This window comes from Pseudonocardia yunnanensis (assembly GCF_039534065.1).
In the GTDB taxonomy this organism is placed as follows: domain Bacteria; phylum Actinomycetota; class Actinomycetes; order Mycobacteriales; family Pseudonocardiaceae; genus Pseudonocardia; species Pseudonocardia yunnanensis.
Genome location: NZ_BAAAUS010000052.1, coordinates 98380 through 124455, shown reverse-complemented (window position 1 = coordinate 124455; position 26076 = coordinate 98380). Strand labels below are relative to the sequence as shown.

24 protein-coding genes are annotated in these 26076 nt (G+C 68.4%); 16 read left to right on the top strand and 8 right to left on the bottom strand.

Going from position 1 to position 26076, the window contains the following annotated elements; genetic code table 11:
- From ABD743_RS38550 to ABD743_RS38535, 4 genes are all read left to right on the top strand, one after another.
- Positions 1-336, top strand: a 336-nt coding sequence (locus ABD743_RS38550; protein WP_344728667.1) for a zinc-binding dehydrogenase, incomplete at its 5' end; no start/stop codon positions are given.
- A gap of 42 nt (positions 337-378) precedes the next feature.
- Positions 379-804: a cupin domain-containing protein gene (locus ABD743_RS38545; RefSeq protein ID WP_344728665.1), complete on the top strand. Its 426-nt coding sequence runs from the start codon at positions 379-381 to the stop codon at positions 802-804.
- Positions 794-1387, top strand: coding sequence for an HD domain-containing protein (locus ABD743_RS38540; RefSeq protein ID WP_344728663.1), 594 nt, complete (start codon positions 794-796; stop codon positions 1385-1387). The genes ABD743_RS38545 and ABD743_RS38540 overlap by 11 nt, the downstream gene beginning before the upstream one ends.
- Positions 1388-1658: 271 nt before the next feature.
- Positions 1659-2813: an acyl-CoA dehydrogenase family protein gene (locus ABD743_RS38535; RefSeq protein WP_344728661.1), complete on the top strand. Its 1155-nt coding sequence runs from the start codon at positions 1659-1661 to the stop codon at positions 2811-2813.
- A gap of 85 nt (positions 2814-2898) precedes the next feature.
- Here ABD743_RS38535 and ABD743_RS38530 read toward each other — a convergent pair whose 3' ends face one another.
- On the bottom strand, positions 2899-3570 hold the full coding sequence (locus ABD743_RS38530) for a TetR/AcrR family transcriptional regulator (RefSeq protein ID WP_344728659.1): 672 nt from the start codon (positions 3568-3570) through the stop codon (positions 2899-2901).
- 172 nt (positions 3571-3742) lie between these two features.
- The gene (gene sigJ / locus ABD743_RS38525; protein WP_344728657.1) at positions 3743-4681 is read right to left on the bottom strand and encodes an RNA polymerase sigma factor SigJ; all 939 of its coding nucleotides are present in this window, start codon (positions 4679-4681) and stop codon (positions 3743-3745) included.
- 160 nt (positions 4682-4841) lie between these two features.
- Between sigJ and ABD743_RS38520 the strand changes: the two genes are divergently transcribed.
- On the top strand, positions 4842-6065 hold the full coding sequence (locus ABD743_RS38520) for an NAD(P)/FAD-dependent oxidoreductase (protein ID WP_344728655.1): 1224 nt from the start codon (positions 4842-4844) through the stop codon (positions 6063-6065).
- On the opposite strand, the gene ABD743_RS38515 is transcribed toward ABD743_RS38520, so the two are convergent.
- Together ABD743_RS38515 and ABD743_RS38510 are read right to left on the bottom strand one after the other, a co-directional pair.
- The gene (locus tag ABD743_RS38515) at positions 6058-7068 is read right to left on the bottom strand and encodes an alcohol dehydrogenase catalytic domain-containing protein (protein WP_344728653.1); all 1011 of its coding nucleotides are present in this window, start codon (positions 7066-7068) and stop codon (positions 6058-6060) included. The two genes, ABD743_RS38520 and ABD743_RS38515, sit on opposite strands and share 8 nt — an antisense overlap.
- Complete coding sequence (locus tag ABD743_RS38510) at positions 7037-7372, bottom strand: flavin reductase family protein (RefSeq protein WP_344728651.1); 336 nt, start codon at positions 7370-7372, stop codon at positions 7037-7039. Before ABD743_RS38510 ends, ABD743_RS38515 begins: the two co-directional genes overlap by 32 nt.
- 180 nt (positions 7373-7552) lie before the next feature.
- Between ABD743_RS38510 and ABD743_RS38505 the strand changes: the two genes are divergently transcribed.
- Both ABD743_RS38505 and ABD743_RS38500 read left to right on the top strand, forming a co-directional pair.
- A complete protein-coding gene (locus ABD743_RS38505) occupies positions 7553-8506 on the top strand; it encodes an MmyB family transcriptional regulator (RefSeq protein WP_344728649.1) in 954 nt (317 codons plus the stop codon).
- Between the two features lie 165 nt (positions 8507-8671).
- Complete coding sequence (locus ABD743_RS38500; protein WP_344728647.1) at positions 8672-9550, top strand: alpha/beta hydrolase; 879 nt, start codon at positions 8672-8674, stop codon at positions 9548-9550.
- A gap of 33 nt (positions 9551-9583) precedes the next feature.
- Here the strand turns inward: ABD743_RS38500 and ABD743_RS38495 are convergent, their stop codons facing one another.
- Positions 9584-10720, bottom strand: coding sequence for a PucR family transcriptional regulator (locus ABD743_RS38495; protein ID WP_344728645.1), 1137 nt, complete (start codon positions 10718-10720; stop codon positions 9584-9586).
- Between the two features lie 394 nt (positions 10721-11114).
- Between ABD743_RS38495 and ABD743_RS38490 the strand changes: the two genes are divergently transcribed.
- The 5 genes from ABD743_RS38490 to ABD743_RS38470 all read left to right on the top strand — a co-directional run bounded on the left by ABD743_RS38490 (position 11115) and on the right by ABD743_RS38470 (position 17610).
- Positions 11115-12227, top strand: coding sequence for an alpha-hydroxy acid oxidase (locus ABD743_RS38490; protein ID WP_344728643.1), 1113 nt, complete (start codon positions 11115-11117; stop codon positions 12225-12227).
- Positions 12224-12589, top strand: coding sequence for a RidA family protein (locus ABD743_RS38485; protein WP_344728641.1), 366 nt, complete (start codon positions 12224-12226; stop codon positions 12587-12589). Before ABD743_RS38490 ends, ABD743_RS38485 begins: the two co-directional genes overlap by 4 nt.
- A gap of 454 nt (positions 12590-13043) precedes the next feature.
- Entirely contained in the window at positions 13044-14294 is a 1251-nt protein-coding gene (locus tag ABD743_RS38480; protein ID WP_344728639.1) for a hypothetical protein, read from the top strand.
- Positions 14295-14889: 595 nt separating this feature from the next.
- Positions 14890-16122 (top strand): lipopolysaccharide biosynthesis protein, encoded by a 1233-nt coding sequence (locus ABD743_RS38475; protein WP_344728637.1) that lies wholly within the window; start codon positions 14890-14892, stop codon positions 16120-16122.
- Positions 16123-16431: 309 nt separating this feature from the next.
- Entirely contained in the window at positions 16432-17610 is a 1179-nt protein-coding gene (locus ABD743_RS38470; RefSeq protein WP_344728635.1) for a GNAT family N-acetyltransferase, read from the top strand.
- A 24-nt stretch (positions 17611-17634) separates the two neighbouring features.
- On the opposite strand, the gene ABD743_RS38465 is transcribed toward ABD743_RS38470, so the two are convergent.
- Positions 17635-19026: a serine hydrolase domain-containing protein gene (locus ABD743_RS38465; protein ID WP_344728633.1), complete on the bottom strand. Its 1392-nt coding sequence runs from the start codon at positions 19024-19026 to the stop codon at positions 17635-17637.
- A 405-nt stretch (positions 19027-19431) separates the two neighbouring features.
- Between ABD743_RS38465 and ABD743_RS38460 the strand changes: the two genes are divergently transcribed.
- The gene (locus ABD743_RS38460; protein ID WP_344728631.1) at positions 19432-20892 is read left to right on the top strand and encodes an aldehyde dehydrogenase family protein; all 1461 of its coding nucleotides are present in this window, start codon (positions 19432-19434) and stop codon (positions 20890-20892) included.
- Positions 20893-21117: 225 nt separating this feature from the next.
- The gene (locus tag ABD743_RS38455; protein WP_344728629.1) at positions 21118-21861 is read left to right on the top strand and encodes an SDR family oxidoreductase; all 744 of its coding nucleotides are present in this window, start codon (positions 21118-21120) and stop codon (positions 21859-21861) included.
- Positions 21862-22226: 365 nt separating this feature from the next.
- On the opposite strand, the gene ABD743_RS38450 is transcribed toward ABD743_RS38455, so the two are convergent.
- Positions 22227-22622 (bottom strand): ArsR/SmtB family transcription factor, encoded by a 396-nt coding sequence (locus ABD743_RS38450; RefSeq protein ID WP_344728627.1) that lies wholly within the window; start codon positions 22620-22622, stop codon positions 22227-22229.
- Between the two features lie 163 nt (positions 22623-22785).
- Here ABD743_RS38450 and ABD743_RS38445 point away from each other — a divergent pair, with 163 nt between their 5' ends.
- Complete coding sequence (locus ABD743_RS38445; protein WP_344728681.1) at positions 22786-24720, top strand: heavy metal translocating P-type ATPase; 1935 nt, start codon at positions 22786-22788, stop codon at positions 24718-24720.
- 73 nt (positions 24721-24793) lie between these two features.
- A complete protein-coding gene (locus ABD743_RS38440) occupies positions 24794-25450 on the top strand; it encodes a nitroreductase family protein (RefSeq protein ID WP_344728626.1) in 657 nt (218 codons plus the stop codon).
- Positions 25451-25462: 12 nt separating this feature from the next.
- Here ABD743_RS38440 and ABD743_RS38435 read toward each other — a convergent pair whose 3' ends face one another.
- Entirely contained in the window at positions 25463-25966 is a 504-nt protein-coding gene (locus tag ABD743_RS38435) for a hypothetical protein (RefSeq protein ID WP_344728624.1), read from the bottom strand.
- Positions 25967-26076 lie beyond the last annotated feature (110 nt).

Here is a 26076-nt window from a genome sequence, read left to right as displayed (position 1 = left end):
GACGCGGAGACGGGCGTGTTCGACGTCGTGATCGACGCCGTCGGCCGGGAGGTGCCGGAAGCGTTGTTCGCGGCGCTGCGTCGTGGCGGGCGCCTGATCACCCTCCAGGAGCCTCCGTCGGAGGAGCTGGCCGAAAAGTATGGCGTCACGGCCCTGTTCTTCATCGTGACGGTGGAGCGGGACCGTCTGGCCCGGCTGGCCGACATGATCGACAACGGCAAGCTGAAGGTCGGCGTCGCCACGACGTTTCCCCTGGCCGAGGGCCGAGCCGCCTACGAGAGCGGCACTTTCCGCAGACCTCACCCGGGAAAGACCGTGTTGGTCGTCCGGTTCTGACCAGCCGATTCGTGATCAGATGACACAGGAAAGGCCTGCGAAATGCCTGTTGTTCCCACGCAGATGACGCAGAAAGATCTGCTGGAAGTCGCGTCACCGTTCATCCCGCAGGGGTCCTCTGCGATGGTCCGAATCCTCGAACTGCCGCCGGGAGACCCTGGTCTCGGTCCGCACCGGCACTCCGGGCCTGTTTTCGGCTACATGCTCGAAGGCGAGATGCTGTTCGAGCTCGAGGGTGCGGCGCCTTATCCGATCAAGGCGGGAGAGGCGTTCTGGGAACCGGGTGGCGATGTCATCCACTACATGTTCGCGAATCTGCTCGCCGACCGGACGAGCCGATTCGTCGTGGTCATGATGTGTGCTCCTGGAGTTGAGATGCTCACCATGGTCGACGACGAGGAGCTCGCGGCCAAGGCAAGCGAACGGATTCCCGCACCGGCGAACGAAAGGAGAACTCATGTTTCCTGAGACTCCCGCCGCTGCGGCCGCTCTGACCGTGGCCACCCGCTTCTGCTCGCCCGCGCTGCTCAACCACTCGGTCCGGAGCTACCTCTGGGGATCGATGTACGGTGCGACGCACGGGATCGCCTTCGACGACGAGTTGTTCTACGTGTCGGCGCTGCTGCACGACATCGGGCTGACGGAGGCGTTCGACAACCACCGGCTTCCGTTCGAGGAGGCGGGAGGGCGCCTGACATGGGCCTTCGGTGTGGCGGCCGGCTGGCCGGCGGAGCGGGCCGCCAGGGCCGCGGAGATCATCGTGCTCCACATGCGCGACGACGTATCGCCGGCCGCCGACCCCGAGTCCCACCTGCTGCAGGTCGCCACCAGCTGGGAGGTGGTCGGACGGCGGCCGGAGGAGTTCCCGCCGGACGCCAGAACGGAGATGCTCGCCCGCTATCCCTGGCTGGGATTCGGTGCGGAGGTGCTGGCGTGCTTCGAGGACCAGGCGAGGCGCAAGCCGAGTAGCGCCGCCGCCGCATCGGTCGTCAAGAAGGACATGGCCGGGCGGGTCGCCGTCAACCCCCTCGAAAGCCACCCGTCCACCTGACCCGGGGCCGCGAACTCCGCACCTCAATGCAGTGGCGACGTGTGCAGCTGCTTACCGGTTGATCGATTGAGGATCAATGTCCCACTGATAAGCCGCTGTTTCATAAAACACAACGCCGGCGAGGCGCCAATCAGGCCCTGTACGGTCGTTGGCATGCCCGCTCGGTCGCCGTTGCGCAGAGCGCCGAAACATAAACTATCTGTGGAAATCGGCGCAAATGGGGTCAAAGCAACCGGCCGAGGCAATCCGAGTGACGAAGGAGACGATAGCCATGTTTGAGGATTCCGGTCCGGTGCTGTCCGGTGATCTGCTCAAGACGTTGCACTCGCGGGCGGGTGACTACGACCGGGAGAATGCCTTTTTCGCCGAGGACCTGGAGGACCTGCGCGAGGCCGGATACCTGAGGGCTGCCATTCCTGTCGATCGGGGTGGGCTGGGGCTCAGCCTCGCAGAGCTCAACCGGGAACAGCGGCGGCTGGGCTACTGGGCGCCCGCCACCGGGGTGGGCATCAACATGCATCTGTACTGGACGGGGCCGACCGCGGACCTCGCCCGGGCCGGGGATGCCGGGGTGGACTGGCTGGTCGAGGACATCGTGGCAGGCAAGGTCTTCGCCGCCGGGCACGGTGAGCCTGGCAACGACATGGGTCTGTTCGACTCGTTGACGGCAGCGGTCCCGGTCTCGGGCGGTTACCGGGTCAGCGGGCACAAGGTGTTCACGTCCCTCTCGCCGGCCTGGGACTGGCTGGGCATCCACGCCCGCGACGACAGCGACCCGGAGGATCCCAAGGTGGTCCACGGGTTCGTCGCGCGTGACAGCGAGGGCGTGCGTACCGAGCCCACCTGGGACACCCTCGGCCTCCGCGCCACGGCCAGCCACGACACGTACCTGGACAACGTGTTCATTCCGCACGAGCGTGTGGTCGGGATCAGCGAGGTGGGCGCGGTGCCCGAGGGGTACGTCTCCGGCATCCTGCCGTGGGTGCTGCCCATGTTGGGCAACGTCTACCTGGGCCTCGGCCGCCGTGCGGTGGACCTGGCACTGGACACCGCGCGGCGGCGCAAGACCAGGAGCACCGGTGACGCTCCGGTGGCCAGCAAGCCCCTCGTTCAGTACCTCGCGGCGGAGGCCGAGCTGGTCTTGGAGGGCGCGACCGCGCAGTTGGACGAGCTCACCGCCGGCCTGACCGCGGGGGTCGACTACGGCGAGCGGACCTTGCCTCGGTTGTTCGCGGCCAAGGAGAACGCCACCCGGGCCGCGCGTCAGGCCACCGACCTGGCGATGGAGATCGTCGGCGCCAGCTCGCTGCACAGGCGCGGCGAGCTGGAGCGGCTCTACCGCGATGTCCGGGCCGGGGCGTTCCATCCGCCCAACAGCGAGGCGGTGCACGACTTCATCGGCCGCTCCGTGCTCGGGCTGCTGTAGCCGTGTCGTTACGGACGTCGCGGTAGGTCCCCGGCGGCCCTCGCGAGCGCACGGCGGTCACACCAGGGGGCGAGGAGCAAGCGCGTCACCGCGCGCGCTTGGCCGCTCCGGTGGAGCGCCGTGTGCCGGTCGTCTTCGCGATGCCAGGCCACAACACGTCGACGACCGCCTCCGCGATGTTCTCCACGCTCTCTCCGCGATAGAAGGCGGCGTGGTAGCTACCGAAGCACAAGGTGGCGATGGTGTGCTTGTCGATCCCGTCGCGCACGGCGCCGCGTTCCTGGAGCTGCGACAACACGTTCTCGACCAGGGCGACGCGTGGTTCGACTGCGTGCTTGCGGACGATCTCGAGCAGTTCCGGGGTGCGGACGGCCTCACTGGCGAAGTTGCTCATCAGCACCATGGCGTCCGGGTTGAAGTACGCGGGATCCAGCCGGCGGACGGCCTCGACGAAGGCCTCCCGTGGCTCCATCCGGCTCAGATCGAGCGTGTGCATGCCGTGTTCCTTGCGGAAGCCGTAGTCCAGCGCGTCGACGACCAGTTCGAACTTGGTGCTCCACCGCCGGTAGAGCGTGGGGCGGCTGACATTCGCGTCGGCCGCGATGTCCCCGATGGTCATTTGCGAGTAGCCGTCGCGGACGAGGCGGTCACGGGTGGCCAGGATGATCGCCTCATCGATCGCGGCGTCGCGTGGCCGCCCGCCGGGACGCGGGCCGGCAGCGTCGGTGTCCGCGTGCTCGTCGCGTGCCCGGACCATGAACCCACCCCATATCGATGTCGACCACGCATCGTATCCGAATTCGTTACGATCAGTCGCTGTTGCGTAGCGATTACGGTCATTCTACGTAACGTATATCGATGTGTCGCGGGAACGTCGAGCGTGATGCCCAGAAGCGCGAGGTTCGAGCGTCTTGTGTGGTGCCGGCGACCTACGGCCCCGCCGTCCATGACCGGAGCTTGTTCGGGTTGCGTACCGCCCAGATGTGCTTGATCTGGTCGCTCTCGACCTGGAACGCCACCACCGTCACGGTGACGCCGTCCCGCTGCACCGCCAGGCCGGGCTGACCGTTGACCGAACGCTCCAGGATCGTCAGGTTGCGTAGCCTGCCCGCGAGACGGACCAGGGAGCGCGCGATCTGCTCGGCGCCTTCGATCGGGTGGAGCGCGGTGCTGACCAGGCCGCCACCGTCGGCGATCACCGTGGCATCGGGGTCGAGGAGGCCGATGAGGGCGTCGATGTCCCCGGCTTCCAAGGCCTGCTTGAAGTCCCTGACGATGCCGGCCTGCCTCGATGTCGGAGTCGCGGGAGCGTGCGCGACGCGGATGCGGCGGCGGGCCGAGGAGGCCAACTGGCGACATGCCGCCGGGGTACGGCCGACGATCTCGGCCACTTCGGCGAAGGAATACCGAAAGACATCGTGCAGGATGAACGCGACGCGCTCGGCCGGGGTCATCGCATCGAGCACGACGAGGAAGGCCATGTTGACCGACTCGTCGAGGGTGACCCGGTCGGCCGGATCGGCGGTGATGCCGTCCGACCGCCCGCTGATCCACTCCGTAGGTTCGGGTAGCGGCTCGGGGATCCATTCGCCCACGTAGGTCTCTCGCCGGGCGCGCGCCGAGGAGAGCACGTTGAGGCACACACGGCTGGCGACCTTGCTCAACCAGGCGCCGGGAGAGTCGATGGCGTCCTGCTGCTGCCGCGACATCGCATACCAGCGGGCGTAGGTCTCCTGGACGACATCTTCGGCGTCGGCCAGGGAGCCGAGGAGCCGATACCCCAGATTGATCAACTGACGCCGCTCGCTCATGATCGCGGTCAGGCCCGGATCGAGCCGACCGTCTCCTGGCTCGGGCTGGATGGTCATGGTGGCGGCGGCTCCCTCGGTCGCATCTTCTCTTACCAGTTCGACAAGACAGAGCAGCGAACTGTGAGGTCGGCACGTCACCTCACATTTCGAGGTGGTGTGTTGTCGGGTCAGTGAGCGCGCCTCATCGAGCGCTGAGACCGAGAAAGGAAGCCTCGTCATGCCCACTCCCGTACACCACACGTCCCACAAGGTCGTCGTCATCGGCGGCGGTTACGCCGGAACAGTCGCGGCCAACCGCCTTCGGATACGCGACGACGTCGACATCACGTTGGTCAATCCCCGCCCGACGTTCGTCGACCGAATCCGGCTGCACCAATTCATGGCCGGCACCGGCGAGGCCACTGTGGACTACGGCACGCTGCTGGGTGAGGGCATCCACCTGGTCGTCGACAGCGCCACGTGCATCGACACCGCCGCCCGCACGATCCGGCTGGCATCAGGCCGCACGCTTGCCTACGACTACGTGGTCTACGCGGTCGGCAGCACCGGAGAGATCTCGTCATCGGTTCCCGGCGCGGCGGAATTCGCTGTCTCCATCGCCGAATTGGAGTCTGCGCAGCGGCTGCGCGCCACGCTGGACGACCTGCGCCCCGATGCTCCGGTCACGGTGGTCGGCGCCGGGTTGACCGGCATCGAGACGGCCGCCGAGCTGGCCGAGCAAGGTCGGAGGGTCACGCTGGTGTGTGGCGGAATCCTGGCGCCATCGGTGAGCGCGCCGGCTCGCCGATCCGTGGCCTCGTGGCTGTCCCGGCACGGTGTCGCCGTGCTCGAAGCCGATGTGGTGACCGAGGTCCGGCCGGACGCGGTCGTCTTCGCCGACGGCTCGGTGCGCGCGAGTGCACTGACCATCTGGGCGGCCGGTTTCGGCGTGCCGGAGTTGGCGTCGGCGAGCCGGCTGCGCACTGACGAGCTCGGGCGGCTGCTCACCGACGAGACACTGACCAGCGTCGACGACGACCGGATCGTCGCGGCCGGGGACGCCGCCGCACCGTCGGGTCAGCCGCTGCGGATGAGCTGTCAGGCCGCCGCACCGCTGGGGGCGCAGGCAGCCGACACGGTGCTGAGCCGCATCGCGGGAACCGAGCCTGCGGTGATCAACCTGGCTTTCGTGGGGTCGTGCATCAGCCTCGGCCGGCGCGCAGGCGTGCGGCAGTTCGCCCGCAAGGACGACACCTCGATGAACGTCTACTTCGGCGGCCGCATCGGCGGGGCATACAAGGAGCTGACCTGCAAGCTCGGGGTGTTGAAGATCCGTCGCGAGGCCCGCAAGCCGGGTTCCCTGCCCTGGGCCAAGGGCGGTCCGCGTCCTGAGCAGCCGGCCTCCGGCACACCGGCGGTCCCACCCCCTGCTGTCGGTGGTCCGAAGACACCGGTCAGTTGAAGGTGATGACCGACCGCTTGCCGGAGTCGCCCTTGGCCATGGCGTCGAGCACCGTGTTGGCATCGCGCAGGTCGATCGGGGTGAACTCGGGCAGGATGCCGTGCGCTGCCGAGAACGCGAGGGTGTCGCGCGTGTCGTGCGGGGAGCCGGACGGGTTGGCCATGACGTGCAGCCGGTTGAGGGCCATCGGCTCGGTGGGCAGGCTCAGCGGCTCGGGGCCGTACCCGCACAGTACGAGCGTGCCGTCGGGCGCCAGGCCGGTGAGCGTCGCCGCGGCGGCCGAGGTGGACGGTGAGGAGTTGAGGATCAGGTTCGCACCGCCGTCCCAGGCCCTGAGCGCCTCCGCCGGGTCGGAGTCCTCGGTGGCGATGAACCGCTCGGCGCCCATCTCCCTGGCCTCCGCCTCGCGTCGGTTCGACCGGCTGATGACGGCCACGCGGGCTCCCATCGCGACGGCGTAGCGGACCGCCAGTGCACCGACACCGCCTGCGCCGACGATCGCGACACGTGAGGTGGGGGTGATCCCGGCCTGCCGGAGGCTGTTGAACGCGGTCAGGCCCGCGCACATCAGCGGGGCCGCGGCGACCGGGTCGAGCCCTTCCGGCAGCGGGATCACGAAGTCGGCCTTCAGGACGGTGTATTCGGCGTAGCCGCCGTCCATGACGATCCCGGTGAAGCGCTTCTGGCGGCAGAGGATCTTTTCACCGCGTACGCAGTAGTCGCAGTGGCGGCACGAGTCGCCGAGGATCTGGGTGCCCACGGAAGTGCCGACTTCCGGCCACGACACGCCGGGACCGGCAGCGGCCACCACTCCGGTGATCTCGTGGCCGGGGACCAACGGGAAACGGGCGATCGGCCAGTGGCCCTGGAGCACGTCCAGGTCGGTGTAGCAGATTCCGCACGCGATGATCTTGACCAGGACCTCGCCCGGGCCCGGTTCGGGCACCTCACGTTCGGTGAATGCGAGCGGCTCATCGATCGCGGTAGCAATGGCAGTAAGCATGCCGGACCTCAATTCTGGTTGGGTGTTGGAGGACGCACTCGAAGCTCACCGGCGCCTCACCGATGCGTGGAGCAGCGATTCGTTCCTTGACGTCCTTGTCGGGGACCAGCGGCTCCGACACCGAGAACCCCAGCGTCGGGGGATCGAACGAGACGATGTTGAAGAAGCTGCTGAACGGCGCGATGTTGGCCATCCCTCGCGGCGATCGGCAGGACACCCACGCGAGCGGGCGCGGCACCACGCCGCCGCACAGCAGTTTGTACGTTTGATTCGGCGTCAGGGTGGAAACGTCGTACCCGGTCACCTTGTCTACCTCTTCCCTGATCGCTTCCGACTCAGACGTGCGCCTGGTGAGCGTTCAGGTTTGCTCCGGCTGTGCGGCGTTGCCCAGACACCCGCTCTGCCTACGTCGCGTGTGACTACCACCGGCAGGGACAGGCTGGCGGGCAGCGACCAAGGAATTGCCGGCGCAATAGTGGAGGGCATGGCTACCCATCTCGACCCCGGCACCGACCAGGCAGCCGTGTCGTGCCCTGGCTCGGGACCAGGCCATGAACGGCATCTCGACCCGCGCACGGAACTGAGCCAGTTCCTGCGCACCCGCAGGGCCCGGCTCAAGCCTGCCGACCTGGGGCTCGCCGATTACGGCCGTCGTCGCCGTGTGCAGGGCCTGAGGCGGGAGGAGTTGGCACAGCTCGCCGGGATCTCTGTGGCGTATTACACGCGCCTCGAGCAAGGCAACGCCCGCAACGTCTCGGTCGAGGTGCTGGACGCGATCTCGCACGCGCTCAAGCTCTCCGACGCGGAGCACGCCCACCTGCTGCACCTCGCCAAGCCGAAGCAGCACAAGCGCAGGCTCCCACTGCAGCGCCAGCAGGTGCGGCCCGCGCTACTGGATCTGCTGACGGCGCTCGAGGGCGTACCCGCGTACGTGTGGGGCCGCCGCTCCGATGTGCTGGCGTGGAACCGCATGGCCTCCGCGGTATTCGGTGACTGGGAGGCGCGTGCCCCGCGGGATCGGAACTGGGCCAGGATCGCTTTTCTCGACCCGGTGGCCCGGCGGCTCTTCGCCGACTGGGGGTCCAAGGCTTCCGATGTGGTGGGGCACCTGAGGTGGGACGCCGGTCAGCACGCGGACGATCCCCTGCTCGCGGAGCTGATCGGGGAGCTCTGCACGCAGAGCGGGGACTTCCGGACGATGTGGACGGCCCACGACGTCAAGAGGAAGTCGCACGGCAGCATGCGGTTGATGCACCCGCTGGCGGGTGAGCTGACGCTGCGCTACGAGACCTTCACGCTTCCCGGCGACGAAGAGCAGTCGCTGGCGATCTACCACGCCGAGCCCGGTTCGGCGTCGGAGGAGGCGCTGCGCCTGCTGGAGAACTGGGGCCCGGACGCCTCCCGTGCCCGGTCGGCTGCCGCGCGGGATCGAGCGTGACTTCAGGCATTTCCGGCGGGCAACTGCACGACCGCTGAGCCGGACAGTGTGGGGTCAAGCTCAGTTGCACTGGCCGCAGAGCGTGGCGGTGACATCGTGTAGGCGGTGTCCTGGGCTCGCTGACGGTCAGCGGCGGCCGTCGCGTTCGAGGGTCGGGTGAGGGCCATGGTGGGTGGAACCCCCGAGAGCGTCGATGATTCACCGAACGGCGCAGACAGGCTCGCCTTGTCCACTGCTCCGGTCACCCGGCGTGTCGTCGACGGCGTAGCGATCACGCAGTGCGATCCGCCAGGAACCCACCGCGCTCCGCTGCTCCTGGTCCACGGTGGGTGCCACGGCGCATGGCAGTGGGAACCATGGCTGCCCTGGCTCGCCCGCTCCGGGCGCACCGTGATGGCGATCGACTGGTTCTCCCACGGCTCGTCACACCGGCTCCCACATGACGAATGGGTGCACCGAGGCATTCTCGATGTTCAGACCGAGATCGGGGTCGGCGTGGACCAGGCCCCCGGTCGTCCGGTCCTGATCGGTCACAGCATGGGTGGGTTGGCGTCGCTGGCGTACGCGGCCAACCACCCGGGGCGCATCTCGGCTCTGGTGCTGCTCAGTCCGGTGGTGCCGGCCCGATTCGGCGGAGCCCCGATCGAGGTCCCGGTCGACCGCGAGGCCCTCTGGCCGGTCCCGCCGCCGGAGATCGCCCGGCAGCTCTGGTTCGACACGGCGCCCGAAGCCCACCTCGCCACGATCTACAACCGGCTTCAGCCGGAATCGTCCCAAGCGGTGTGGGAGGCCACCCGCTGGACGGCCGAACTCGCTGTCGACACCCTCGACGTGCCCGTACTGGTGGTGGTCGGCGCCCGCGACCAGCTCACCCCGCCGGAAGTCGTCGCCGGCCTCGCCGAGGGCATCGGAGCCGCGCTCGTCACCCTCGATGGCGTCGGCCACGGCGTCGTCTTCGATCCGGGCTGGCCGGCACTGTGCGAGCGCATCAACGGCTGGCTCGGGGCCACCGATGAGCCCGGGCCCGACGGCAGGGAAAGCTGATTTCCGACGCAGATTTCAGCCCACGCTCGAGACTCAGTAGAGCTGGATGCTGAGTAGTGATCGTTGCAGGCCGTCGACCGTTCGAGGGTTCCACCCCGTCAACTGCTGCCAGCGGTCGAGCCGGTATTTCAGGGTGTTGGGATGCAGATGGAGTGCGTCGCCTGCCGCGGTGACCGAGAAGCCGTGTTGCGCGTAGGCGGCGAGAGCCTCGGCCAGGTGAGGATTCCTGCTGCCCGCGTCGGATGCGAGAACAGGAGCCAGCTCGTGGCGGTGAGGCATGAGAGTGGCCGCCAGCCAGTCGCTTTCGAAGCTGGAGAGCCGTCCCGTGCGCCTTGCGACGGTCAGGGATCGCTCGGCATCGACGATGCTCGCGGCTGCACCCTGCAGCCCTTTCCGTCGAAGGCCGACTCCGATCGGACGTTCTCCGAGCAGCTCCGACATCCGGGCCGTATGGACGGACTCCGCGCCGTCGTGCTGCGACACGATCACAAGAACTGAGCCCCGGACAGCTGCGTAGGCGCTACCCCTACGGTTCAGCTGCTCACGCAGGTGCTCGAGAGAAGGTCCGTCCCATCCGGCCGCTTCGGTGCAGGTGGCACAGAAGGCAGCGTCCGGATCGAAGGCGAGTGCGCGGGCAAGGAGCGCTGTCTCCTCGTTGACGGCCTCGCCGACGTAGAGCGCCTCGATGAACCGATGTCCGAGCTCGACGGTGGCGGCTTGGCTGGCTCGCACGGATTCGGCATGACCGTCAGCAGCGGCGGCGCTGGAACTCTGGACCCACGTCCAGGCAAAATTGACCAACCGGAGCAGTCGGATCGCCAACGTCGGGTCCTCGGCTTCGGCCCGCGCAACGAGCACGTTCCATACCTCGCGGTATCCGATGTGATAGGCGGCGATCACGAGCTCGACCGGAAGTCCTTGCCGGGCCCGCCGAGCCCCCACTTCCCGGGCTCGTGCCGCGTCCAGTGCGCTCGGACGGCGGCGGGCCGCCAGTCCGGCGAGCAGCGCTCCGATCTGCCCTTCGACGGCGGACCGGTGCTCGTCCCCGGGCACCGACGCGTAGTCGCCCAGCTCGCGACGGATCTGCTCGACGATGACCGAGGTCAGCCCGGCCAGATCCTGCTCAGCCGCCCGGCACAGCGCGGCGACCTGCTCCCAGCCGCCGTTCACGACTGTCCTGTGGTTTTCACGAGATCCTTCCGCCGGGAATCGTGGATACTCACCTATGGCCGGCGAGGTTGTTAACCCACCCTGTAGTCATGACTGCTACCCACGCCGTCGCCGACTGTTTCCTCGGCCACCACAGTGAGCTGGGAGTTCGGCGTCTGTTCGGCGCGGCCGGCGGCAGTTTACTCGACGCGGAGCGTTTCGAGCGGGTGGGAACGACGAAGATAGCCGACGCCGCCCGCAGCGGATGCGTACGCCCGAATTGGCGGATTCCACGAGAAATTACGCGTAGGCGACTCTGAGTCATGTCGGACAGCGGTCGATGGTCATCCACAACATGGAAACGCCGCTCGCGCTCGGCGACCGGCTGGGAGCGAACACCAGGAGAGAAGCCCTGATGACGAGTACACCCCAGAGAGCACTGAGTTTCTTCGCCGGCGGTGCCGATTTCGCGACGCTGTCGGAAATCGTCGAGGTCGCGCGTGCCGGACTGGCGTCCGACGTGCGCGACTTCCTCGACGGGGGCGCCGGGCGGGAGGTGACGTTGGGGCGCAACCGGGACGCGTTCGAGCGCTGGGCCTACCGTCCGCGGGTCATGACCGGGTTGGGCGTGCCGGACGTGGCCACGTCCTTTCTCGGCATCGGGCTGGGGCTTCCGGTGCTGACCGCGCCGTTCGGTGCGGATGGGCTGTTTCATCCCGAGGGCCACTGTGCTGTGGCTCGGGCGAACGCGGCCGAGGGCGCGGTCAGCATCGTGCCCGAGGGAGGCTCCCACGCGATGGAGGCAGTCGCGGCGGCAGCGCCGGTCGCCGCCCGGATCGCCCAGCTGCATCCCATGGGCGACCCCGCGAACTTCGCTGCGATGTTGGGTCGGATCGAGGACGCCGGCTACGACGCGGTGTGTGTGACCGTCGACTGCCCGACCGCTGGTTGGCGTGAGGGCAACCGGCGTAACCGGTTCGATCCGGACCCGGCGGTCATCAGCGGCAACTATCCCGCTGGGGGTCCCGTCGCGTTGGAGGAGGTTTTCGGGCAGCTGTTCACCCGCACCGAGCCGGTGTGGACATGGGCGCAGCTCGGTGAGCGGATGGCGGCAACGCGGCTGCCGTGGATGGCGAAGGGTGTCTTGACCGCTGAGGCCGCGTCGGCGGCGGTGGACGCCGGTGCGTCCGCGGTTCTGGTGTCCAACCACGGCGGGCGCCAGCTCGATGGCACGCCCGCGGCGTTGGATCAGCTGCCTGAGATCGCTGCGGCGGTCGGTGGCCGCGCACAGATCGCCCTCGACAGCGGTATCCGCTCGGGCAGCGACGTGGTCACCGCGCTGGCCCTCGGCGCCGACGCCGTCGTGATCGGCCGGCTCGCGGCCTACGGGCTGGCAGCGGCCGGCGAGGCCGGAGTCCGGCGTGTCCACCAGCTCGTGCGTGAAGAGATGCAGACGATCCTCACCCTGCTGGGTGTCGGCAGCGTGCGCGACCTCGGCCCGGAGTTCCTGCAGAAGGTCCAGCCGTGATCGACCGCCTGCCCGGGCAGCTCCCCGTGATCTCCGGGGCCGTGGTGCACGCCGGCGTGATCTACACGGCCGGGATCATCGCCCCTTCGGTGCTCACCGGCGCCCCGACGGCAATCGCCGAACAGGCAGCCGAGGTCCTCGACCTGCTCGACGACGTGCTCCATCAGGCGGGCGGCGAACTCGCCTCGGTGCTGCGCGTGGAGGCCTACCTCGCCGATCCCGCCGACATGCCCGTGTGGAACGCCGCCTTCACCGCAAAGTGGCCGGCCGCACCGCCCGCCCGCACCACCGTCGCCCTGACGCTGGCCGCACCCGGCGCGCTCATCGAGGTACAGGCCATCGCTGCCGTGTCCGAACGCTGATCCGCGGATCAGTATCGGCGACGGCGGCCGACGACTGCCGCGAACTCTCGGAATCTGCGACATCAGTTGATCGGACGGCCACGCCGGTCTGTCCGCGCTGCCGCAATGCCCGCACGGCACCCCGGGGGGGTGCCGTGCGGCTCGTCGACGCCCATGGCCTCCCGACCGCTCGGCGGGACCGTGTGACGTGGCACGCCGAATCCCTGTTGATGTCACAGGCCACGTGCCTCGTCTCGTCTTCATCACGGCACGCGGTGTCGACCTCACTCGATTGCAGGGCCCGAGACTAGGAAATTCCTTGGAAATCCCCCGGACCGTCGCCGATGACGAATGTATCGCTCATCTGGGGCACGATTCGTGGAGTGCGCTGCGCGAGGACATCCGCTGCGAGTTCCTCACGCGCCGGATGGCGTCAACCGGGTGGGAACCTTATCGGGGTCAGGGAGTCGACGGTATGCGCTGGGAGCCCCTCCGGCCGCTGATCGTCCGAGAATGTTCCTATCGGCATCTGGAGGCTCTGGCGGCGCGGCTGTTGCAGTTGGCGGTGCAGGCGTGTCGTCGCCGTGCCTCGACCGTGGGCGAGCTGTACGCGGTACTGCGCTTTCCTCATCGTCTGCCGCTGATGGATCCTGATCGGCCGCTGGTCGCCGCGGAACTCACCCGCTATGCCCGCCCCGATCTTCTGATCGAGCACGGCCGACCTCAGTTCCTGGAGCTCAACAACAGCAATCGCCTCGGTGGCACGAGGCAGTCGTCATGGCTCGCGGAGTCCTATGCCCGCCTGTGCCCGGGAAGCGGCCAGTACCCGCCGCCCTCCGCGGTGACGGCGCGGTTCGCGGCCCTGGCCCGAACACTGCGTACCGGAGAGAGCCAGGGCGGATCGCGGCGAGCGCTCATCCCCTCGTACTGGGCCACCGACGACACACACGTGACGCGGCACCACAGGCTGGGCCGGGCCACCCTGGCGGCTGTGCGCCGGTCGGGCCTGGAGCCGGTTGTGGCCGAGCTCGCCGACCTGCGCCTCGACGCCGCTGGTCGACTGCTGGCCGGCGATGTCGCGATCGACGTGGTGTTGCTGGAGTGGGGCGGCAACCGGATCGTGTGCGACGGCGGTGCGCTCGCCGCGCTGCGGGCGGCCGACCGTGCGGGCACCGTCGGGCTGTTCCCGCGCACGGAGTCGTACCTGATCTCCTCCAAGGCAGTGTTCGCCTGGCTCCACGAGGACGCAGAGGCGGGCCTGCTGGCCCCGGACGATGAGGACCTCATCCGCGCCCATGTTCCGTGGACCGCGTGCCTGGGCCTGAACGCCGACCCCACAGCGCAGCGCAACCTGCTGCGCACAGCTGCCGCCGAACGCGACCGGCTGATCGTCAAGCCCGCCCTCGGCAGAGCCGGCTACCGCGTGATCTTCGGACGCCAGATCTCGGACACGGACTGGGTGCCACGCCTCGTCCATGCCGCCCGCAGGTCCCCGTTGGTCCTGCAACGCCGCGTCGCCCCCGATCTCGTGGCGATGTCCTACCTCGACCACGGCTCCGGCCAGCAGGTCACTGCCCGGGTGCCGTTCGTGCTCAGCCCCTTCGTCATCGACGGCGCAGCGGCCGGCGTCTGGGTACGCCACACGACTCCCGACGCCCGGAACCGGCAAACGGTGATCGACACGCGTCTCGGCGCCCACCCCAACACGGTCCTACTCGCCCCGTAGCTCCGCAGGATCCGTCTGACGAGATCGGCGGCTGACGACGTCACCACCGGCGGAACCCGACCCAGCACGACCGAGTCGGCCGGAGGCATTTAGTGTCCTCTCGAACCCGACAACCCGGGCGTGCGTCCGGTGACGGGCGTCAGGCGCGATGTCGTCCCAACACGGCGTCGGTGGCGGAGGCCCCATTGACTGTTCGAACATGTCGAGCGGTGCACCAACATCGTCGGGGCGGGGACGGCAGGCGGTCGTGCCGGAGCTACGCTCAGTCGCGGTGTGCTGGGGAGGCTGGTCGGTGATGGTTTGTCGACGACCTCGAAAGAGCCCCGATGGGCGCACCTGGCCGGCCTGGACATCCCCTCCTTGCTCGTGGGAGCCGGGGTGAGGTCCGTCGTGATGGAGCCCTGCTCGACATCTTCGGGCGGCCCACGAACGTCCCCGCTCGGAGCCGACACCGGCATGCACTCGGAATAAGGACACCTTGGACGAGAACCAGAGGGTCAGCGCGCACGCCGTCGGTGACCAGGATGAGTTGAGGGGAACGTCGGCCGTCTCCGTCGACGAGGTACGTGATCACGCCGGGCGTCGGCGGTGGCGCGTGCCCAGTTTCGAGTTGAATGCCGTCGCGCTGATGTCGGCGACCGCGATCACCGGTGTCGTCGGGTTGGCGTTCTGGGCGGTCGCGGCGCGGCTACCGCCCGCGGAAGTCGGGCGCGCGTCGGCCGTCTTGTCCACCGCCACGATGCTGTCGCAACTGTCCAGCTCCAACATGGGCGTCCTGTTCGGTCGCGTCCTCGCCGCCGCAGGCGTGAAGTCACGCTCTCTGGTCCTCGGCGGGTATTGCATAGCGGTCGCGCTGAGTCTCGTCCTCGGCGCCGTATTCGTGCTCATCATCCCCAATCACCTCCTGGCCGGAACTGCCGAGAAAGTCACGTTTCCGCTGCTCGTGGCACTTTTCTCGCTGTTCGCCCTGCAGGACTGGGTGTTGACCGGCATACGCAAAGCGGTGTGGATACCCGTCGAACAGCTGTTGTTCGCGATCGCCAAGCTCGGCTTGCTGGCGCTTTTCTCCGTATGGGCGCTGCACAACGGCATCGTCCTGTCGTGGATGCTGCCGTGCCTGCTCGCCGTGCTCGTCGTGAACGCGGTGCTGCTGGGGCGCACCCTCCCGCGCCGCAAAGAGCCCGTCGCGGCGGACATGCCTGATCGCCGCGGCCTCGCCAGGATCTTCCTGGCCGAGTACGCAACAGGCGCGGTGATGTACGTGGTGCCGCTCACCCTCCCGCTCCTGGTGGTGGCGGTCCTCGGAACCGAGGCCAACGCCTACTACGCGGTGCCGTGGCTCATCGGCGAGTCGCTCGGTCTTCTGATCTACAACATCAGTTCGTCCTACCTGGTCGAGGCGGCACACGACAAGCGGCGCATCGCCGCGCTGATGGCCCGGACGATCCGGCTGATCGCTCTGGTCGCCGTGCCCGGCGTCGCCGTGGTGGTGATCGCCGCGCCCTGGATCCTCTCCATCATGGGACCCGAGTACGCCGAGCAGGGGTCGACTGTCCTGCGCTTGATGGTCGTGGCCGTCCTCTTCAGCACGGTTTCCACCCTGTATGTGGCGATCTGTCGGATCCAATTGCAGATGGCCCGGGTGGTCGTCATCGAAGCGATGATTGCGGTGCTCGTCATCGCCCTCGCGGTCGCGTTCATTCGCCCGCTGGGCATCGCCGGCGTCGGTCTGGGCTATCTGGTCGCCGAACTCATCGTCGCCCTCGCGACGATTCGGCCGTTGGTCCGGTTCCTGCGAGCGAACGGGTTCTCGATCCGCCGAAGGTGATCGCTAGTACAAGTCCTTCCCTTCGAGCGTCGAGCGCAGCAAGGTCCATCTGTAGCGGTTCGCCAGAGTCGGCGTGCGCTCGGGCGCGCCCCTGCGTCGGCGGTGGACCTCAACTCGGACAGACGCCCCAGATGGGGACTAATCGGCGTCGGGTCGCTACGGTGGGTAGGCACCAGACGATGCGGCAAGATCGAGGGAGCTTCACATGAAGGCGACAGGCGGTGCCGTCCGCCACGGATGTCCGCGACGAGGTTCTCGACGTGGGATGTGGCCCGTCTGCACGGTTGTGTCGGGGTCGTAGTGCTCGAGGTGAGTCGGCTGTCCTCTCGCGAGGCCGTGGAGAAGATTCGCGAGGAATGGACCGAGCTTCAGGACCGCAGCGAGACCGTCAACCCGTTCGTCGGGCCGGAGTGGACGATCCACTGGATGCGATCTCTCATGCCCCGAACCGACGAGGCGTGGATCCTGACCGTCCGCGATGACGGTCAGCTCGTTGGTGTCGCGCCGATGCATCTGCGGACGTACCGGCTCGGGATCCGCAGGCTGCAGATGATCGGAACCGGCTCGCCCTGGGTGGGGCCGTTCGAGGCTCCTGCCGTGCTTGTCGCGCAGCCGCAGGGCCGCCAGGTGGCACGTGCGCTGATCGAGTACCTCGCCACGCAGCAACGGGCGTGGCATCTGGTCACGGTCGCGCTGGGGGAGAGCGGCGATTGGCTCGAGCCGGGGTGGCTCGCCGCGCCTGACTTCACGGTCGTCTCGTACAAGACCACCCCCTTCGTCGTCCTCCCTCTCCCCCTTGCACCGCGCGGCCCCTCCGAAGGGAGGCGCAACCTCAAGGAGGCGGTTCGGCGGGCGCGCAACCGGCTCACGAAGCGATTCGGGGCGGACGGCTGGCAGGTCGAGGGCATCACTGAGCCCGATGCGGTCCGGTCCGCCTCGGAGGAGCTCTTCGCGTTGCACCGGGCTCGCTCGGAGTTCCGGGCGCGCGGCGAGGAGCACGCCGACGTGCTCGCTGATCCTCGTGTGCGCGCCTACGTCCTCGACGTGGTCTCCGATCTCGCGCAACGCCGCCGGGTCACCGTCTACCGGCTCGTGGCCGAGGGACAGACGCTGGCCGCTCAACTCGTGCTGAACACGGGCACAGCCGCATTCATCTCCCTCTCGGGGTTCCGCTCCGATGCCTGGGATTACTCCCCGACCAACTACCTGCAATGGATCGCGGTTACCGAAGCGTCGGAGCGTGGCATCTCCGAGGTCAACTTCTCCTCGTGGCCCACCCAGGCCAAGCTGCGCTGGAGCCGCCTCGTGCGATCCACTCCGGAGTTCGTCGTGATCGGACCCAGCCGGTTCGCCAAGCTGGTCGCAGCTCCTGCGTTCCTCACGGCGTCCGCAATGACCGGCTATCGGCGCGAACTGGGCGTGGCCACCGTCGGCCAATTGTTCAAGCGCGTGGAACGCGGCCGATCCGCAGACCGTCCCGCCTCGTGAGGTCACACGCCTGGCTGGTGATCGTTACCGAGTAGTGGGGGTCGGCGCTGCGGGAGGTGCCGGCGGAATCCCTGGGTAGACCTGATCGAGCACTTTCAGCAGCAGTGCGTTCGCCGTGTGCTCACCGTCGAGCGACACGGTCAAGTTCGTCCATATCACGAGCGTCACCTTGTTGGCGGGGTCGTAGCCGATGAAGGAGTTGAACCCGGGGAGCTCGCCACCGTGGTAGTACATGGAGGCGTTCGGCGCGAAGCGCTGCTGCGTAATGCCGTACCCGTACTGCTGGCCGTTCGGTGTGGTCGGGTCCTCGGGTTGCAGGCTGTCGAGCCATTGGCGCTGGTAATCGGCATTGAACACCCGGCCCTCAACCAGTGCTCGGATCCAGGTGGCCAGATCGTCGGCGGTGGCGACCGCCCCGCCCGCGGCCGAGGCGTAGGACGGGTTCTGGTTGGTGTAGTCGGTGGGCTGGAGTGTTCCGGCTCTGGCGGCGGCTTGCATGTCGGGCGGGTAGGGAATGTCCATCAGCGCGAACGCGGACCCGCCGTACATGTAGCCGTGCGAGTAAGGATCAGGGATCGAGTTGGAGTCGCTCGGCGGCAGCTTGATCTGTTGTAGACCCTGTGGGGCGAACAAGCGGTCCTGGAAAATTGCGGCCAGGGGCTTTCCGTCGATTTTTTCGGCAACCAGGCCGAGCAGTGCGTAATTGGTGTTGCAGTAGGCGTATTCGGTGCCTGGTGGGAAATTTGGCGGGTGTCGGAATGCGATGGCCAATACTTCCTGTGGCGTCCAGACCTTCGTCGGATCGGTATCGAGAGCGGCGGACAGCTCGGGCGCGCTCGTGTAGTCGTACAGGCCGCTGCGCATCGTCAGCAGTTGGGCGATGGTGATGTTCTCGCCGTTGGGCACGTCTGGAACGTATCTCGAGATCGGATCGGTGAACTGGAGTTTGCCTTCCTGTGCCATCAGCACAATCACCGCGGCGGTCATCGTCTTGGTGTTCGAGGCGATCCGGAAGTAGGTGTCGGCGCTGGGCGGCGACTCGGCGCCGAGCAGCGTGGTGCCGGAGACGGTGGTGAAATCGCCTTGGGGGGTGCGGAGCACGACCACGGCGCCGGGAATCAAGAGTTCCTTGACGGTTGCATCGACGGTGGCCTGAAGTGCGGCCGGGTCGATCGTCTTGAGTGCGGACGGGCCTGCCGGCGCGGTGGCGGTGGGAGCCGACCCGGTCGACTCCGGCGGCAAGTTCGTCGCGCAGCCTGCGGCCGACAACAGGACCACGCAGACGGCCAGCCGCATGACCTGGCCGAGTCGGCGTCGTCGCTGGGGTCGTCCAACGCCTCTCTGCATTTCGTTCTCCTGTCGATGGACTGAGAAGTCCCTGATCTTCGGCCGGTCCGGAATGCTGAAATCAGCCATGTTGGAGCAATCCGGGCATCGAAGGTGCCGCCGACCGGGGGCGAATAGGAACGTTCCTGCGCCAGGCAGGTGAATTACATCCTTGAAACTACATTTGCGCACCAGGGAACCGCGTGCATCGCCGGCGGCCCCCGCTCGTCTGGCGCAGGTCACGGGCCGCGGTGGACGGCAGATGCCGGCGCGCTCGGGTCGGACCCGTGCCGAGCAAGCGGATTCTCCTTGAATGACACTCGCCATTGAGCGTTCCAGGCTGCCGAATTAGCGTCGATAACGCCGGTCTACGCCATCGCCGAGCGAGCCGCCGGTCTCATCATGCACTGCTCGGGTTCCCAGCGACCGACACAGCCCAGTACGCACTGAGCCCACGGCCGGTTGCCGTGTGCGCCTCGCGATGAAGGAGTCGTCATGACAGTGACCCGCGATCTGTTGATCGGAGGCAAGGAGGTCCCGGCGTTGTCGGGCCGGACTTCGGCGGACATCAACCCACGTACCGGTGAGGTGGTCGCGGTCGTGCCGGCGTCGGGACCGGCGGACGTGATCCGCGCTGTCGACGCGGCCGAAGCGGCCTTTCCGGGCTGGGCGGAGACGGTGCCGTCGGTGCGCCGCGACATCATCATCAAGGCCGGGGAACTGCTGGAGGAACGGGTCGAGGACTTCGTCCAGATCATGGGTGAAGAGACCGGCGGCACCCGTTTCTGGGCCGAGTTCAACGTCAAGCGGGCGGCGGAACTGCTGCGCTACGCCGCCGGCGACGCATATCTACCGGTCGGCGAGATGCTGGCCACCGACACGCCAGGCCGATGGTCCATGGCGGTCCGCCAGCCGGCCGGCGTGGTGGCGGCGCTGGTGCCGTGGAACGGGCCGCTCGTCCTGTGCGCCCGCGCGATCGCGGTGGCCCTGGCCACCGGCAACACGGTGGTGCTGCGGCCGAGCGAGGAAGCGCCGTTGACCTCCGGGCTGTTCCTCGCGGACGTGCTCCGCGATGCGGGGCTGCCGGGCGGCGTGCTCAACGTGGTCACCAACGCCCGGGAGGACGCGCCACAGGTCGTCGAGGCCCTGATCGCGGACCCCCGGGTGCGGCGGGTGAACTTCACCGGCTCCACCGCCGTCGGGCGAATCATCGGAAGGTTGGCCGGGGAGAACCTCAAGCCGGTGCTGCTGGAGCTCGGCGGCAAGAACCCGATCATCGTGCTGGACGACGCCGATATCGACTATGCGGTGTCCGGGGTGTTCGTGGCCAGGTTCATGAACGACGGGCAGACCTGCATGTGTGTCGACCGGGTGATCGTGCAGCGCGGCGTCGCGAAACGGTTCGCCGACGCGTTCGTCGCCAAGGTGCGGGAGCTGGGGCGCGGTGACGAGCCGAACCCGCACAAGGCGATCGGCCCGCTGATCAACGCCAGGGCGGCGGACCGGGTTGCCGCCCTGGTGGAGGACGCCGTGACGAAGGGTGCATCGGTGCTGGCCGGCGGCGGTCCCGCCAGCGGTCCGTACTACCCGGCGACCGTGCTCACCGACATCACCGAGGACATGGAGATCTACTCCCAGGAGGTGTTCGGTCCGGTCGCTTCGCTGTACGTCGTCGATGACGAGGCCGAGGCCGTCGCGCTGGCCGATGACACCGATTACGGCCTGGCCGGCGCCGTCTACACCGAGAACGTCGGCCGGGGTCTCCGGCTGGCGCGGCAGCTGCGCCACGGCTCGGTACACATCAACGACCAGACCATCGCGGACGAGCCCCAGGCGCCGGTCGGTGGCATCAAGGACAGCGGCTTCGGGCATTTCGGGGGACGCTGGGGCGCCGAGTTCTTCACCGAGACCCGCTGGATCACGATCGCCGACCGGCACGCCGACTTTCCGTTCTGACCGTCGGACGAGTTGACCGACTATTGCGTGCAATCCTCGCGCGCAGCCTTCGTGCGGCACGCAGCCGGATCGTCACCCCGCGTCATCGTCCTTCTCGATCATGGAGCTTCACCCGCTCCGGGTGATGAGCTGGAGCACCGGCAGGTAAACGCTGGTTCGAGTGATCGACCTGCCGGCCCCGACACGGCAGGGATGGCCCGGGCCGTTCGGATGAAGGGATACGTCGTGAAGGTCGTCGTGATCGGTGGGACCGGGCTGATCGGGTCGAAGTTGGTGGCCGAGTTGGGGGAGCACGGGCATGAGGCGGTGCCCGCTGCCCCGAGCACTGGCGTCAACACGATGACCGGCGAGGGCCTTGCGGAGGTGCTCGACGGTGCGGCGGTCGTGGTGGACGTGTCGAACTCCCCGTCGTTCGCCGACGACGCGGTGATGGAGTTCTTCCGGACCGCCACCACGAACCTGCTCGCGCATTCCGCGAAGGCGGGCGTCGCGCACTACGTGGCGCTGTCGGTGGTGGGCACGGAGAGGTTGTCGGAGTCGGGCTACTTCCGGGCGAAGATCGCCCAGGAGAAGCTGATCCGCGAGTCGGGCCTGCCGTACTCGATCGTGCACGCCACCCAGTTCTTCGAGTTCGTCAAGGCCATCGCGGACTTCAGCACCGTCGACGGCAAGGTCCGCCTGTCGTCTGCCCTCATCCAGCCGATGGTGTCCGACGACGTCGCCGCCGCGGTCGCTCGCGTCGCGGTGGGGGAGCCGCTGAACGGCATCCGCGAGATCGCGGGCCCGGAGCAGTTCCGGCTCGACGAGTTGGTGCGCGTCGGCCTCGCGGCCAAGGGTGACCCCCGGGAGGTCGTCGCCGACGAGCAGGCCCTCTACTACGGGGTGCGGCTGGGCGCGCGGACGCTGCTCCCCGGTACGGATGCCGAGCTCGGCGAGATCACCTTCGACGAGTGGCTCGCCCGGCAGTGAACGCAAGCCGATAGCACCCCGGCCGCCCCGGCAGCGGGCCGCTCGGTAGCCGTTCCGGCTCCGGCAGCACCCCGGGCCTGCTGGCCCGCGCGTGCCGACCCGAGATTCACCCGATCCGGAGCGGGCCCTGCGCAACCTGCTGGAACGCGATCGGATGTTCACGGAACGTCTCTACGGAGAAGCGAAGCATCTCGGACTGCACATCATCGAGGTCGATACCACGATGACGGAGGACGATCTGGAAGGGCGAGTGACAGAGGCATTCGAACTCTGACTCCTCGGAGGCCGGCGAGCGGAGGCGGCGCGGAGGTCATCGATTCGGACGCGGTGACCGAGCGAGACGACAGTACGTACCGCGTGGGGATCTAGCGTGGAGATGCTCCCGGCGTCGGCGTTCCGGCGCTGTCCGTGGCGGCGCCGTCGTCTACCGGGCGATGGCCACGCTCGAGGTCGTGGCCGGCATGAAAGAGAGCCTCCGTCAGCAGACGCCGGACGTGCTCGTCGGCGGCCGTGTAGTACACGTAGGTGCCTTGGCGGCGGCCGCGGACGATTCCGGCCAACCGCAGCTTCGACAGGTGCTGACTCACCGCGGTGGGTGCGGCACCGACCAACTCGGCGAGGCAGGCGACCGACGTCTCGCCCTGTAGCAGCGCCCACATGATCTTCATGCGCGTGGGGTCGCTGAGCATGCGGAACGCGTCGGCGGCGTGCTGAACCTGCTCGTCGTCCGGCATCCGGAACCCCGGCAGCGAGGCGTGCATTCGGTGATTCTATCCATGCCTGTAGAGCTGATGAGCTGTTCAGCAATGTAGCTCACTGCTTATATGCGTATCTGCGCAGGTACGCTGCTGCGCTGTGACGGTTGTGCAGGAGAGGCCTCGACCCACTCGTCCGGCACGGGCTTCCTGGGCGTGGGTCTGGGGCATGGCCGAGGCGCGGTGGGCGATGACCGCGGCGGTGCTGTTCGCGGCCGGCGGCCTTGCCCAGCTGGTCGACGCACCGGCCGTTCTGTGGTGGGGCCTCTACCTGGGGTGCTACCTGGCCGGGGGGTGGGAACCGGCGTCGGCCGGATTGCGCGCGCTGCGGCAGCGCACGCTGGACGTCGACCTGTTGATGATCGTTGCGGCGCTGGCGGCCGCGGCGATAGGTCAGGTGTTCGACGGCGCTCTGCTGATCGTCATCTTCGCCACGTCAGGGGCGTTGGAGGCGGTCGCGACCCGCCGTACCGCCGAATCGGTGCGGGCGCTGCTGGACGTGGCGCCCGAGCGTGCCGCGCGGCTCGGGCCACACGGACGTGAAGACGTGGTGGAGACCGCCGAGCTCGTCGTCGATGACGTCGTGCTGGTTCGTCCGGGGGAACGGATCGGTGCCGACGGAGACGTGCTCGACGGCGTCAGTGAGGTTGACCAGGCCGCGATCACCGGCGAGCCGTTGCCGGTACTCAAGCAGCCGGGCGACGAGGTCTTCGCCGGCACGGTCAACGGCACGGGGGCGCTGCGCGTGCGGGTCGCGCGTCCGGCCGCGGACTCGGTGGTGGCCCGCATCGTGGCGATGGTCGAACGGGCCTCCGCCACCAAGGCGCGCACGCAGCTGTTCATCGAGCGGGTCGAGCAGCGGTACTCGGCGGCCATGGTGGTGGCCACGTTGGCGCTGGTCGCGATTCCGCTTGCTCTCGGTGCGGCGTTCGAGCCGACCCTGCTGCGGGCGATGACGTTCATGATCGTGGCATCGCCATGCGCGGTGGTGCTCGCGACGATGCCGCCGTTGCTGTCCGCGATCGCGAATGCCGGGCGGCACGGGGTGCTGATCAAGTCGGCGGTCGTCATGGAGAAGTTCGGCCAGGCCACCGTGGTGGCGTTCGACAAGACCGGCACCCTGACCGAGGGCGCGCCACGGGTCGCCGAGATCGCCCCGGTTCCGGCCGCCGGCATCCACGCCGACGAGGCACTCACCCTTGCCGCCGCCACTGAGCGGTCCAGCGAGCACCCGATCGCCCGGGCCGTAATGGCGTCGGCTCGCGAGCGCAACCTGGATCTGCCCGCGGCCACCGGCTTCACCTCGGCACCAGGTCAGGGAGTGAGCGCGACCGTCGCCGGCCGACGCGTCCGGGTCGGTTCCCCGGGCCTTCTCATCGCAGCCGATGCACCCGAGGGCGACTGTCCCGCCGAGGAGACGATCCAGCAGACTCGCGGTCTCGTCCGGCAGTTCGAGGCAGGCGGGCGGACGGCCGTGGTCGTGCTCGTCGAAGATGTTCCCGTCGCTGTGCTGGCCATCGCCGACCGGCTCCGCCCCGGCGCCCGCGAGACCGTCGCCGCGCTGACCGCCCTCACCGGACACTCCCCGGTCCTCCTGACCGGCGACAACAGGCGCGCCGCAGAAGCCCTGGCGTCCGAGGTCGGCATCACCGACGTGCGAGCAGGCCTGCTCCCCGCCGGGAAGGTCGATGAGGTGCGCGCCCTGCAAGCCGACGGGCACCGTGTCCTCCTCGTCGGAGACGGCGTCAACGACGCCCCCGCGATGGCCACCGCACACCTCGGCGTGGCGATGGGCCGGCAGGGCTCCGACCTCGCCTTGGAGACCGCCGATGCGGTGATCGTCCGGGACGAGCTGGACACCCTTCCGAGCATGATCAAGCTCTCCCGACGCGCACACCGTGTCGTCCGGGCGAACCTGGCCATCGCCGCCACCGTGATCGTTCTGCTCGTCGGCTGGGACCTCGTCGGCACGCTGCCCCTCCCGCTCGGCGTCGCAGGCCATGAGGGGTCGACGGTCGTCGTCGGCCTCAACGGGCTGCGGCTGCTGCACTCGCGTGCATGGCGCCGGGCCCAGGGCGGGCGCTCGCAGCGGCGCAGACCGTGATTTTCGGAGCATCGGGAGATGCTGGAGCCGGTCGTATGATCGAGACGCTGACCAGCCGCCGATGAGGAGCGCAGTGGACCACTCACGCCTGTCGATGACACTTGGTGATGCGATCTTCACGCAGCGGGCGATACGCCGGTTCCGGCCGGACCCCGTACCGCTCGCCGACCTGGAACTGATCGTGTCCGCGGCGGCGAAGGCTCCGAACGGTGGCAACAGCCAGATCGCGCGCTTTCTCGCTGTGAACGACGCCGACCTCATCCGCGAGTTCGGGGCGCTTTACCGGGAGGCCTGGTGGGCGAAGCGACGGGATGCGGAGGGTTGGACCGGGCCCGATGACCTGACCGAAGCCGAGCGTGCCCAGTGGGCGTCATCCATGCGGCTGGCCGACGAGATGGCCGCCGTTCCGTGCGTCGTCTTCGCCCTGTCCGTGCCGCCCAACGCGGCGGGCTCGGTTCTCCCGGCCACCCAGAACCTCATGCTGGCTGCACGTGGGCTCGGCATCGGCTCGGTGCCGACGACGCTCCACCACTCGGTGGAGGACCGGTTCCGGGAGATGTTCGGGATTCCAGCAGAGGTGGCGTTTCACTTCGCGATCCCGCTCGGCTACCCAGCCGGCAGCTTCGGCCCGACGAAGCGCCGGTCGAGCTGGGAGACCACTTACCTCAATCGATGGGACGGCGCCGTGCCGTGGGCGCCGACGACAGCCTCGGCCGTTCCCGGCTCGTGACCGGCGCCTGAGTCAGCGCGGCGGGGGCGCTGCGCGCTCGGTCCGGCTCGCGGCGATGCGCTGCGCGGCCAACTCGCGCGCCTGGTCGAGGTCGCCGCCGGTCAGGCGCTGGAGGATGTCCGACAGCGGTGTGATGCGACCGCGACCTCCCCAGTAGCCGTCCGGGATCTCGGTCGGAAAGACCCAGACGCGGGTGGCATCTCGGGGTCGGGCGCCCTCTTCGGCATCGAGGACGGCCTCGGTCACCTCGGCGACCACCGACTCCCGGGCGGATCGGTCGAGCTGTCCCTCAGGGACCGTGACGACGATCTTGTATCGAGGTTCCTCTGCCGGCAGGCCCCCGACATGAACGGCGACCGGCCGATGCAGGAAGGCCCAGGAGACCGCGCGAGTCACCGGGTCCGTGGGGTCGAACCCCTCGTGCGTGATCAGGATGTCGGTGAGCCGGCCGAGAAGGGCCGCTTCGGCGTCAGGTCGCAGCGCGCCCTCGGGCACGTAGACGTCGAGCATGGGCACGGCAGCCTCCTGAGTTTTGTTACACAACTCAGGTCTACGCTACGCAGCTGAGCGGAGAATTCAACTCGGTGGCCACGGGCGGCAGAGCGGTGACCGACCGGGACCACGTC

Excerpts from the sequence above, each read along its gene's own strand:
- ABD743_RS38520 (WP_344728655.1), top strand. The coding sequence starts at position 4,842 with ATGCCCACTCCCGTACACCACACGTCCCACAAGGTCGTCGTCATCGGC.
- ABD743_RS38500 (WP_344728647.1), top strand. The coding sequence starts at position 8,672 with ATGGTGGGTGGAACCCCCGAGAGCGTCGATGATTCACCGAACGGCGCA.
- ABD743_RS38505 (WP_344728649.1), top strand. The coding sequence starts at position 7,553 with ATGGCTACCCATCTCGACCCCGGCACCGACCAGGCAGCCGTGTCGTGC.
- ABD743_RS38450 (WP_344728627.1), bottom strand. The coding sequence starts at position 22,622 with ATGCACGCCTCGCTGCCGGGGTTCCGGATGCCGGACGACGAGCAGGTT.
- ABD743_RS38480 (WP_344728639.1), top strand. The coding sequence starts at position 13,044 with ATGCGCTGGGAGCCCCTCCGGCCGCTGATCGTCCGAGAATGTTCCTAT.
- ABD743_RS38490 (WP_344728643.1), top strand. The coding sequence starts at position 11,115 with ATGACGAGTACACCCCAGAGAGCACTGAGTTTCTTCGCCGGCGGTGCC.
- ABD743_RS38465 (WP_344728633.1), bottom strand. The coding sequence starts at position 19,026 with ATGGCTGATTTCAGCATTCCGGACCGGCCGAAGATCAGGGACTTCTCA.
- ABD743_RS38460 (WP_344728631.1), top strand. The coding sequence starts at position 19,432 with ATGACAGTGACCCGCGATCTGTTGATCGGAGGCAAGGAGGTCCCGGCG.
- sigJ (WP_344728657.1), bottom strand. The coding sequence starts at position 4,681 with ATGACCATCCAGCCCGAGCCAGGAGACGGTCGGCTCGATCCGGGCCTG.
- ABD743_RS38445 (WP_344728681.1), top strand. The coding sequence starts at position 22,786 with ATGGCCGAGGCGCGGTGGGCGATGACCGCGGCGGTGCTGTTCGCGGCC.
- ABD743_RS38540 (WP_344728663.1), top strand. The coding sequence starts at position 794 with ATGTTTCCTGAGACTCCCGCCGCTGCGGCCGCTCTGACCGTGGCCACC.
- ABD743_RS38535 (WP_344728661.1), top strand. The coding sequence starts at position 1,659 with ATGTTTGAGGATTCCGGTCCGGTGCTGTCCGGTGATCTGCTCAAGACG.
- ABD743_RS38515 (WP_344728653.1), bottom strand. The coding sequence starts at position 7,068 with ATGCTTACTGCCATTGCTACCGCGATCGATGAGCCGCTCGCATTCACC.
- ABD743_RS38545 (WP_344728665.1), top strand. The coding sequence starts at position 379 with ATGCCTGTTGTTCCCACGCAGATGACGCAGAAAGATCTGCTGGAAGTC.
- ABD743_RS38530 (WP_344728659.1), bottom strand. The coding sequence starts at position 3,570 with ATGGTCCGGGCACGCGACGAGCACGCGGACACCGACGCTGCCGGCCCG.